Here is a 9,960-nt window from a genome sequence, read left to right on the forward strand (position 1 = left end):
TCAGGTTCGATTTCGTCGATGCACCGGCGCCGTGCGGCTCGTCTGGGTCGAAGATGCCGATGCCGGGATCCGAGCGTCGCGGCGATCTCGTTCGAAGCGGCCACCGTCACGACGATCATGTAATCGGTCGGTTGGATGACCGTGTGAACCATGTTCGCGGAGTCGCTATGCGATTACGCACGGAGCGTTACTGACGCCTCGAACGTACAAACCTCAGTGGGTACCCGCTTAACGAGTCCAGGTCTTTCGTGGGCCGGTCCAACCCGGTCCAGGACCGAGGAGTGAACATGGCGAAATTGACAATTACCGCAATCGTGCTGCTGATTGCGTTCGCTCCGGCTTGCGCGCAAGCGCAGAGCATCGGCGGGCTGGTGGGGGACGTCGTTGGAGGGGCCGTCGGTACGGCTGACACCGCTGTCCGTGACGTCGAGGGCGCACCACGGCGCGGGTACTACCGTCACGGATACCGCCATCGTTGCATCCAGAGACGCGGGCATCGATACTGCCGATGACCGGGCACGCTTCGAATCACGAAGCCGTGACGGTCAAGGATCCGGTTTGCGGGACGTCGGTCGACCCGCCGAAGACGTGCAACGTGGCCGGACCGGACAAGCACCTCACGCCCGGGAATGCCCCCTCGGCCGTACCCGCCGGCATGATCTACACCTGCCCGATGCACCCACAGATCCGGCGGCCCGGTCCGGGAAACTGCCCCATCTGCGGCATGACCCTCGAACCCCTGACGGTCACGGCCGAGGCACCGCCCGACCATGAGCTGGCGGACATGACCCGCCGCTTCTGGATTGGGCTCGTCCTGACGCTGCCGATCTTCATCCTGGAGATGGGCAGCCACGTTGCGGCCCTGGGCCTCGACAAGCTCGTCCCACCCCACGTCTCGACATGGATCCAGTTCGCCCTGTCGACGCCAGTCGTGCTGTGGGCAGGCTGGCCGTTCTTCGAGCGCGGCTGGGCCTCGGTGGTCAACCGCAGCCTGAACATGTTCAGCCTGATCTCGCTCGGGACCGGCGCCGCCTACCTCTACAGCCTCGTCGCGACTTTCGTGCCGGGCCTCTTCCCGGCCGGCTTCCATGAGATGGGCGGCATGGTCGCCGTCTACTTCGAGCCGGCGGCCGTCATCGTCGTTCTGGTGCTGCTGGGCCAAGTGCTGGAACTGCGCGCCCGCGACCAGACGGGTGGGGCGATTCGCGCCTTGCTCAACCTCGCGCCCAAGACCGCTTGGCGCGCGGGAAAGGGCGGCGCCGATGAGGAGGTGCCCCTGGTGGAAGTGCAGGTCGGCGACCGATTGCGCGTGCGGCCCGGCAGCTGCGTGCCTGTGGACGGTGTCGTGATCGACGGCAGGAGCGCCGTCGACGAATCCATGGTCACGGGCGAGTCCATGCCGGCCGCAAAGAGGGCTGGCGACAAGCTGATCGGCGGCACCGTGAACGGCACCGGCTCGATCGTCATGCGGGCCGACAAGGTCGGGGCCGACACGATGTTGGCGCGCATCGTCCAGATGGTGTCCGGGGCGCAGCGCAGCCGGGCCCCGATCCAGGGCGTGGCCGACACCGTCGCCGGCACCTTCGTGCCGGCCGTGCTTGTCATCGCCGTCCTGGCATTTGTGGCATGGGCCGCCTGGGGCCCCGCGCCGTCGCTTTCCTACGGACTAATCACGGCCGTGTCCGTCCTGATCATCGCGTGCCCCTGCGCACTCGGGCTGGCCACGCCGATGAGCATTGGGGTCGGGGTCGGCAAGGGAGCGAGCGCGGGGATCCTGATCAAGTCCGCGGAAGCGCTGGAGCGCATGGAGAAGGTGGACACGCTTGTCGTTGACAAGACCGGCACGCTGACGGAGGGCAAGCCCAAGGTCACCGCGATCATGCCCGCCGAAGGCCTGTCGGAGACCGACGTGCTCGCCCTGGCTGCGGCCTTGGAACGGTCGAGTGAGCATCCGCTCGCCGCCGCCATCGTCGCGGCGGCTCGCGACAAGGGCATCGCGGTCCAGGACCCAACCGACTTCGCTTCCGTAACGGGCAAAGGCGTCACAGGAAAGGTCGGCCTGCGCTTGGTGGCGCTGGGCAACGAGGCCATGATGCAGCAATCCAGCGTCGACCTCGGCCCCTTGGCCGCACGGGCGGGGGAACTGCGTAGGGACGGAGCGACCGCCATTTTCGTGGCCGTGGACGGCAAGGCGGGCGCGGTGATCGCCATCGCCGATCCGGTAAAGGCGAGCACCGCCGCGGCGCTCGACGCCTTGCGCACGGACGGCATCCGGATCGTCATGCTGACGGGCGACAACGTCGCAACGGCTGAGGCGATCGGACGGAAGCTCGGCATCAAGGAGGTCCAGGGCGACGTCCTGCCCGAGGGCAAGCACGACGCCGTCCGCAAGCTCAAGGCAGAGGGCAGGGTCGTCGCGATGGCCGGCGACGGGGTTAACGACGCCCCGGCCCTCGTCGAGGCCGACGTGGGTATCGCAATGGGCACCGGAACCGAGGTCGCGATCCAGAGCGCCGGGATCACGCTGGTCAAGGGCGACCTCGCCGGCATCGCGCGAGCGGTCGCTCTCAGCCGCATGACCATGCGCAACATCAGGCAGAACCTGGTCTTCGCCTTCGCCTACAACGCGATCGGCATCCCGGTGGCGGCCGGTGTCCTCTATCCCACGTTCGGCATCCTGCTCAGTCCCATCATCGCCGCCCTCGCAATGTCGCTCAGTTCGTTGTCGGTCATCGGGAACGCGTTGCGCCTGAGATCCGCACGCCTTCCTTGAGTAGGCTGACCCTGGCTTCACCCTCCAACTTGGAAAGACTTGGATGTCCGACTACGATCTTTACTATTGGCCCGTGCCGTTCCGGGGTCAGTTCGTGCGCGCCGTCCTTGCATACGCGGGAAAGACCTGGACCGAAGCCGACGCCGCCTCGATCACGAAGATGCTGAACGGAGCCGCGCAGGACATGCCGGTCCCGTTCATGGGCCCACCGATGCTGATCGACAGGAAGGCGGACTTCGCCATCGCCGAGATGCCAGCCATCGTGCTTTACCTGGGCGAGACTCTAGACCTCATGCCAGCCAGCCCGGCCCTGCGTGCCCTGACCATGAAGACGGTCAACGACGCCAACGACGTGATCGACCAGATCACCCTGGACGGAGGCCGCGAGATGTGGACCGAACGGCGATGGCAGGACTTCGTGCCCCGCCTGCGGAAATGGATGTCGATCTGGGAGGAGACCGGCAGCCGCCACGGCCTGAAGGCGGACAGCGGGTTCCTCCTGGGCGGCGAGGCCCCGGGTATCGCTGACGTGGTGACGGCAACCTTGTGGGCGACCATGTCCGACCGATTCTCGAAGGTCAAGACGATCCTGGAGGAAACCGCGCCGAAGACTGCCGCCCTTTCTCGACGGGTCTCCGGTCTTCCCTTGCTGGCCAGGCTGGCCGCCAAGGCACACCGGGATTACGGCGATGCTTATTGCGGCGGACAGATCGGGGCATCGATGCAGAAGGTTCTGAATCCTTAGCCTTTGCTCGAAGGTCGTCCGGAAATGAAGATCGCCCGGTCGTCGCGGCAGGGTTGCAGAGGGGAACGGGGCCATGGCCAACCAGGTAAGCGACGCGCTGCTGCGGCAAACGGCAATGCCGCGGTGGGACGACGAGGGAGGGGCGGGACCCGAGGGCCCGCAGTCGGAGCCGAACCCGCATGCTGAACCCTCGTTCCCGAAGATGGATGACGCGGACATTTAGGCACTGCATGTCCGCGTCATCGCGCTCGAAAGCCTCGTCGTTGCCCTGCTGTCCTCGGCATCGGGACAGGCACGGGAGGCCGCGCGCGAGATGGCGTCGCTCATCTCCCCGCGACCCGGCTCCAGCCGGCATCCGCTCACCACCCACGCCGCGACGCACGTGGTCGAACTCGTCGGACGTGCCGAGCGCTTTCACGATCGTAAGCGCAGCGTCTGACCGGCTTCAAAGGGCCCGGCCAGCGAAGGGTCCTCGCCGCGTGCACACTCATCCTCAATCCACCCAGCGGATCTCCGGCGACTTGCGCGGTACCGGGGCCGCCGCGGCTCTCGGGTGTCCCAGGATGATCGGTGCGACCGGGGCCCAATGATCCGGTAGACCGAGCGCCGCCTTGCCGGCCGTCGTCTGGAGATAGCCCTGCGCGAGGCCGATCCAGCAGGATCCTAGACCTACGGCATAAGCAGCCAGCATGAAGTTCTGGGCGGCGAGCGCACAGTCCTCGACGTTCCAAGCACCCTCGGTGGCCGCTGAGATCAGGACGAGCGCCGGCGCGTGGTGGAAGACCTGGCAATCCGGATCGTCAAGCATCGACTTGAAGTGGGCGGGCAGAGCGTCGATCGGCGTCGTCGCCAGCACGTAAGCCTTCGCGTCCCGCGACACGCGATCAAGCACGGACCCGTTTCGCACGACCGTGAAGGTCCAGGGCTGTTCGTTGACGGCGCTCGGCGCCTTCATCGCGTCGTCGATCAGGAGCCGGATCGTTTGTTCGTCGACGGCTTCGGCCGTGTATTCGCGCACGGCCCGGCGGCCGGCCATCGCTTCGTCGAGATCCATTTGGCGGTGTCCTTGTTTCCGACGCGGGCCGCGCCTTTATTTTTTGGGGGCCGGGTGCAGGCGGCCTGATGAAGTGAGGACTCAAGTTGCCGGGAAGTGCTGCTGGACTCAGGACCGCACCCGCGCCATGTTCCGTTCCGCCGTGGCCCCCGGGAGGTCGGGCTCCACCTCGTCGAAGTGCAGGTGCTCCAGCAGGTCGAAGCCCGAGGACCGGAAAACGTGGGTGTCTTGCAGGACCTGCACGGCGTTCCAGTTGCCGCTCGCGACCAGCAGCGGCAGGGGCGCCCCCGAAAGGGTGATCAGGACGGCCTTCTTGCCGGACAGGAGCCCGTGCACGACGCCCTTCTTCGATCCGTAGGCGAAGCCGCGTGCCAGGACGCGGTCGACGTAGCCCTTCATCATGGCCGGCATCGACAGCCACCAGAGCGGGTAAATGACGGTGAGCACATCGGCCGCACGGATGTCGTCCTGCGCCTGCGCCGCGTCGCCGCTCGCGCCCGAAACAAGCTCCTGGCCTCCCAGGACGGGATCGAACCCCATGCGATAGAGGTCGCGGGTCTGCCGGACATGCCCGAGCTTCTCCAGCTCGTCGGCGAAGGCGTCCGCTAACCCCATCGTGAAACTGCGCTCGACGGGATGGGCGACCACGATGAGGTGGTTCATGCGATGTTCCTTCGGACAGTGGCCCCATGTATTCGTAGAAGCCGGAAGGGCGGGTGTCTGCATTTTGCTCACTGCAAGCGTGACGGCGATGTGCACCGGCCGGCTGTCGAGCAGGGGTCGGAACCCGAGCCTGTTTCTTCCGTCACGCCACTACGGCCAGCTCCTCGCCGAGCGTCGGATAGTCGGTGTAACCGTGCGCGCCGCCACCGTAGAACAACGCCTCGCCCATCGATTCATGGAGCGGGGCGTTCGCGCTCAGGCGCGCGACCAGATCCGGGTTGGTTATGAAGGGGCGACCGAATGACACCAAGTCGGCGCGGCCGCTCGACACGGCGTCGATCGCCATTTGCCGGTCATAACCGTTGTTCACCATCCAGACTCCATCGAAGCGGTCCCGAAGCGCGGAATAGTCGAATGCGATGCTGTCTCTGGCGCCTTCCGTCTCTCCCTCCACCACGTGCACGTAGGCCAGGCGGAGACGGCTGAGCCCCTCCACGACATGGTCGAAGAGAGGCTGGGGGTCGCTGTCGTGCGAGTCCCCGGCGGTGGAGACTGGGGAAATCCGAACTCCCAAGCGATCGGCGCCGATCGCCGCGGCGCAGTCCGCCGCGACCAGAAAGAGGAGCCGAGCCCGGTTCTCGATGGACCCGCCATAGGCATCGGTCCGATGGTTGGTGCCGTCGCGCAGGAAGGCGTCGAGGAGGTAGCCGTGGGCGCCATGCAGCTCGACGCCGTCGAACCCGGCCTTCATGGCGCACGCGGCGGCATGACGGAAGTCGCCGACGATCCCGGGGATTTCTCGCACGTCCAGGGCACGGGGCATCGAGACGTCGACGAAGCCCTGGCCCGCCAGGAACGTCTTCGCCTTCGCCCGGATGGCGGAGGGAGCGACCGGCGCTTGGCCTCCCGGCTGGAAGCTGGTGTGGGACATCCGCCCCGTGTGCCAGAGCTGAACCACGATGGTCCCGCCCTTGGCGTGGATGGCGTCGGTGACCTTCCGCCACCCCGCGACCTGTTCGTCCGTGTAGCAACCCGGCGTGTTGGCGTAACCCTGCGCCTGCGCCGAAACCTGCGTGGCCTCGGCGACGATCAACCCGGCGGAGGCGCGCTGGGCGTAATATTCGACCGTAAGCGGTCCGGGAACCAGTCCTGGACCGGCCCGATCACGGGTGAGCGGCGCCATCACGATGCGGTTGGCGAGCCTCATGGCGCCCGCTTGGGCGGGTTCGAACAGCGCGCGGGCGGGCCGGGCCAGATGCGGTCGGATCATGATGGTGTTCCTGGAGTGGCGGTGTATGCCGCGTTCGCCGTGAACGTCGGCCATGCGGGTCGAAGCGAGCTTTCGAGCGGGAGACGGATCGCGGATCCTGCCCCGTGGTCGCCTCGCGGTCTTCGCGACGGGCGGTCCCAGGCCAAGCCAGGACCGGAGGCACTCTCGATGCGCCAGGAGCATTTTCGCATAGCGGGTATCGAATACTCGCTTTCGGCGGATCCAGTCGCCGATACGTTGACGCAATAGAAAAACCGGACTTCACGCGAGGAGAAGCTTCGTCCTGATCCAGGATCTATCCTGTGATCAACCCTGATCTATCCTCAATAACTACCTCCGACCTCGAAGGCACCGAGCGATCCCGGGTAGCGACTATGCGGAAACGGAAAGCGTCTGACTCGGGCGTCCGTCGCACATTTAGGAAATGCTATGCTGGATTGGGACGACTTGAGGTTCTTTCTCGCGGTCGCACGCCTGGGTAGCCTTTCGGGTGCCGCCAAGCAGTTGCACGTGGCCCAGTCGACCGTGGGGCGCCGCCTGGGTTCCCTGGAAGAAAGCCTCGGCGTACGCCTCCTGAACCGAACGCCGGACGGCTACTTGCCGACCATGGCGGGCGACCAGGTCCGCTAGCAGGCGGAGTTGGTCGAGATCGAGGCGCTCGGGCTGGAGCGTAACGTCGCCGGACGCGACCAGCGCTTGGCTGGTCAGGTCCGCGTCACCTGCGCCGAGACGATCGCCAGCAACCTCGTCGCGCCCTGCCTGGCGACGTTGCCCGACGTGCATCCCGACATCATGGTCGAGTTGATCCCCAATCCCAAGGAACTCAGCCTTTCGATGCGGGAGGCGGACATCTCGATCCGGCTCCGGCAGGCCCATCAGCACGACCTCGTCGTACGCCGCATCGGCACGCTTGCGTTCGGGCTCTACGCCAGCCCCGGCTACCTCGAACGACACGGCGAATGCGACTACGACGCGGGCTGCGCCGGGCACCGTATGATCACCCAGATGGAGGGAATCCAGGACGCGACGCAGACGGACTGGCTCGCCGAGCTTGCGCCTCGAGCCCACATCGCCATGCAGACCAGCAGCCACGCCGCCGCGCTCGCGGCCGCCAAGCAGGGCGGCGGCCTGGCCAGCCTCGTCCGCTTATGCGCGGATGACGATCCCGGGCTCGTGAGACTGAAGACGCCGCCGCTCCCGTCGTCGATACCGAGCACGGGAATATGGCAGGTCGTGCACAAGGACAATCGCGACACCCCGCGCATCCGGGTCGCGCTCGATCATATCACCAAATGGGTAAGGCAGCGCGGCGACAAACTCGATCCCGTACAGGACGAATCCGAAGCGGCGCTGGCGCCTTGACGACACGTTGCCGTCAGCGGCGCAGAAACCCACGCAGTTTTTACCGCGCCGCTCATGGCGCCCCAAGGTCCACGAGGTCGATCCGATGAATCAGCACAATCACGCCGTCGTGTGGATCGACCACCACGAAGCCAAGGTCTTCCACTTCGATGCCAACGCGATGGACAAGGTGGTCGTGCATCCCGAGAACCCAAATATCCACATCCATCACAAGGCAAATTCCATCGGCAGCGGTCACGCGGCCGAGGACCAGCACTACCTGCACGCCGTGGTCGACGCGATCGGAACGTCCCTGTTCGTCCTGCTGACCGGGCCCGGCTTGGCCAAGACGGCGCTCTTCAAACACATCGCGGCGCATGATCCGAGCGTGATGAACAAGATCGTCGGTATCGAGACGGTCGACCACCCGACAGATGGCGCCTTGCTGAAGCACGCCCGTGCTTATTTCCATGCCGAGGACCTGATGACGCCGCAGAAGTAGCCGGCGACGCGCCGAGGCGTCCCGGCCCCGGCGGCTCTCAAGCCGTGATGCGGCCGTCGACGACGTCCACGATGCGATCACAGCGCTTGGCGAGCTCCAGGTTGTGCGTGACCATCAGGATGGTGGTCCCGCTCTCGCGGTTCACCTCGCGCATGAGGTCGAAGACGCTGTTGGCGGATTGCGTGTTGAGATTGCCGGTGGGCTCCTCCGCGAGCACGAGGTCGGGGCTCATCGCGAGCGCGCGGGCGATGGCGACCCGCTGCTGCTGTCCCCCGAACATGTTCATCGCTCGGTTGTCGGCGACCTTCGCCAGACCTACCCGCGCCATGAGGGCATTAGCTTTCTTGACGATGTCCGGACCGGCGAATTCGCGGTCGACCAGAAGGGGCATCAGGACGTTCTCGACCGCCGTGAACGCCGAGATGAAGTGATGGTCCTGGAACACGAAGCCGATCGTGTGTCCCCGTAGCCGTGTCAACGCGGCGTCGTTCAGGAGTGCGGTGTCCTGGCCCTTGATGAACAGGTGGCCGGAGGTCGGCCGGTCCAGGAGCCCGATGATGTTGAGAAGCGTGCTCTTCCCCGACCCGGACGGCCCCATCAGCGCCAGGAACTCGCCGCGCTTCAGCGTCAGATCGATGTCGTGCAGCACCTTCGTTTCCGACGACAGGCCGACGTTGTAGGCCTTGCAGATCTTGTCGAGACGCAGGACCGGATCATCCACGGATCGCCACCACCGAATCGAGCTTGGCCGCGCGGATCGCCGGCACCATCGCGGCCACGAGCCCCGTCGCCGTCGCCGTCGCGAGAAGCGCGGTCGCGACGAAGAGGTTTCGCTCCAGCATCATGGGGAACAGGTCAGACCCATCGGCCTGCCGCATGGCGGAATGCCAGTAGATCAACCCCCCGGCACCCAGGACGGACCCGACGATCGCGCCCATGAAGTCCTCCCCATCGGGTCTCGTTGACTGGCTGACCTGCGGCAGAGCGGCGGCCATCTGAACGAACGTGGTTCCCTGGGCACGGGCACCCGAAGCTTTCGAAGGCCGGTAACGAGGCACGGCAGCGTGGCCGCAGCGGTGTAGAGAGGCTTCGAAAGTCTCCAAGGCGAAAGGTGCGTCGGCTATTTGACGCGCCGTCCGGCGAAATATCCCTTGTTCGTGGTGTTCTGCCTGACGTTGGCCGTCTCGCCCTGCTCGGCGGTGTTGTCGGCCTTAGGGTGGTGGATTGAGGTGTCCTGATTCGCCTTCGGATCGGAACCTGTTCCCTTCGGGCTGCGATTGGCCGGGGGGACGGGCGGCATGTGACTGGTCATTACTTTTCCTCATGTGACGGGCGGAGGCCCGTCGCTTAACCGTCTTCCGGTGGCCTTGCTGCCTGCATTCGTACCGATGGGCACCCTTCAGCCTGCGCCAGGATTGGGGCGCTCCAAGCCGGAGCGCGCCTATCCATCCAGCATGCTGTCGTCGACGTCGCCGAATGCGGCGATGAGTTCCCCCTCCTGGTCGGCACCCGTATCGTTGTTGGTCTTCTGGCTAAGGAAGCGTCGATAAATTTCTGAATCGCGACGAGGATTTTTGAGGGATTCCCTGCTGCGTCTTTACTTTGTAGATGG

At 65.7% G+C, this 9,960-nt stretch carries 13 protein-coding genes; 7 read left to right on the forward strand and 6 right to left on the reverse strand.

The window, feature by feature from the left end:
* Window positions 1–508: 508 nt before the first annotated feature.
* From M8523_RS31285 to M8523_RS31300, 4 genes are all read left to right on the forward strand, one after another.
* Window positions 509–2,773 (forward strand): copper-transporting P-type ATPase, encoded by a 2,265-nt coding sequence (locus M8523_RS31285; RefSeq protein ID WP_282588766.1) that lies wholly within the window; start codon window positions 509–511, stop codon window positions 2,771–2,773.
* Between the two features lie 43 nt (window positions 2,774–2,816).
* Window positions 2,817–3,518, forward strand: coding sequence for a glutathione transferase, Atu5508 family (gene gst, locus M8523_RS31290; protein ID WP_282588767.1), 702 nt, complete (start codon window positions 2,817–2,819; stop codon window positions 3,516–3,518).
* Between the two features lie 73 nt (window positions 3,519–3,591).
* Window positions 3,592–3,741, forward strand: a complete 150-nt coding sequence (locus tag M8523_RS31295; protein ID WP_282588768.1) for a hypothetical protein — start codon at window positions 3,592–3,594, stop codon at window positions 3,739–3,741.
* Window positions 3,742–3,831: 90 nt separating this feature from the next.
* On the forward strand, window positions 3,832–3,957 hold the full coding sequence (locus tag M8523_RS31300) for a hypothetical protein (protein WP_282588769.1): 126 nt from the start codon (window positions 3,832–3,834) through the stop codon (window positions 3,955–3,957).
* Window positions 3,958–4,011: 54 nt separating this feature from the next.
* On the opposite strand, the gene M8523_RS31305 is transcribed toward M8523_RS31300, so the two are convergent.
* The 3 genes from M8523_RS31305 to M8523_RS31315 form a co-directional block, all read right to left on the reverse strand.
* Complete coding sequence (locus tag M8523_RS31305; protein WP_282588770.1) at window positions 4,012–4,572, reverse strand: nitroreductase family protein; 561 nt, start codon at window positions 4,570–4,572, stop codon at window positions 4,012–4,014.
* Between the two features lie 108 nt (window positions 4,573–4,680).
* A complete protein-coding gene (locus M8523_RS31310; protein ID WP_282588771.1) occupies window positions 4,681–5,235 on the reverse strand; it encodes an NAD(P)H-dependent oxidoreductase in 555 nt (184 codons plus the stop codon).
* Between the two features lie 142 nt (window positions 5,236–5,377).
* A complete protein-coding gene (locus M8523_RS31315; RefSeq protein WP_282588772.1) occupies window positions 5,378–6,505 on the reverse strand; it encodes an alkene reductase in 1,128 nt (375 codons plus the stop codon).
* 429 nt (window positions 6,506–6,934) lie between these two features.
* Between M8523_RS31315 and M8523_RS31320 the strand changes: the two genes are divergently transcribed.
* From M8523_RS31320 to M8523_RS31330, 3 genes are all read left to right on the forward strand, one after another.
* Window positions 6,935–7,135 (forward strand): helix-turn-helix domain-containing protein, encoded by a 201-nt coding sequence (locus M8523_RS31320; RefSeq protein WP_282588773.1) that lies wholly within the window; start codon window positions 6,935–6,937, stop codon window positions 7,133–7,135.
* A gap of 9 nt (window positions 7,136–7,144) precedes the next feature.
* Window positions 7,145–7,867 (forward strand): LysR substrate-binding domain-containing protein, encoded by a 723-nt coding sequence (locus M8523_RS31325; RefSeq protein WP_282588774.1) that lies wholly within the window; start codon window positions 7,145–7,147, stop codon window positions 7,865–7,867.
* A gap of 85 nt (window positions 7,868–7,952) precedes the next feature.
* Window positions 7,953–8,348, forward strand: a complete 396-nt coding sequence (locus tag M8523_RS31330; protein WP_282588775.1) for a translational machinery protein — start codon at window positions 7,953–7,955, stop codon at window positions 8,346–8,348.
* 37 nt (window positions 8,349–8,385) lie between these two features.
* Here M8523_RS31330 and M8523_RS31335 read toward each other — a convergent pair whose 3' ends face one another.
* From M8523_RS31335 to M8523_RS31345, 3 genes are all read right to left on the reverse strand, one after another.
* Entirely contained in the window at window positions 8,386–9,069 is a 684-nt protein-coding gene (locus M8523_RS31335; protein ID WP_282588776.1) for an ABC transporter ATP-binding protein, read from the reverse strand.
* Window positions 9,062–9,286, reverse strand: coding sequence for a hypothetical protein (locus M8523_RS31340; protein WP_428351722.1), 225 nt, complete (start codon window positions 9,284–9,286; stop codon window positions 9,062–9,064). The genes M8523_RS31335 and M8523_RS31340 overlap by 8 nt, the downstream gene beginning before the upstream one ends.
* A 182-nt stretch (window positions 9,287–9,468) precedes the next feature.
* Window positions 9,469–9,648 carry a hypothetical protein gene (locus M8523_RS31345; protein ID WP_282588777.1) on the reverse strand — a complete coding sequence of 60 codons (180 nt, stop codon included), beginning with the start codon at window positions 9,646–9,648 and terminating at the stop codon, window positions 9,469–9,471.
* Window positions 9,649–9,960: the final 312 nt, after the last annotated feature.

The sequence above is a fragment of the Lichenifustis flavocetrariae genome (assembly GCF_026130545.1).
In the GTDB taxonomy this organism is placed as follows: domain Bacteria; phylum Pseudomonadota; class Alphaproteobacteria; order Rhizobiales; family Beijerinckiaceae; genus Lichenihabitans; species Lichenihabitans flavocetrariae.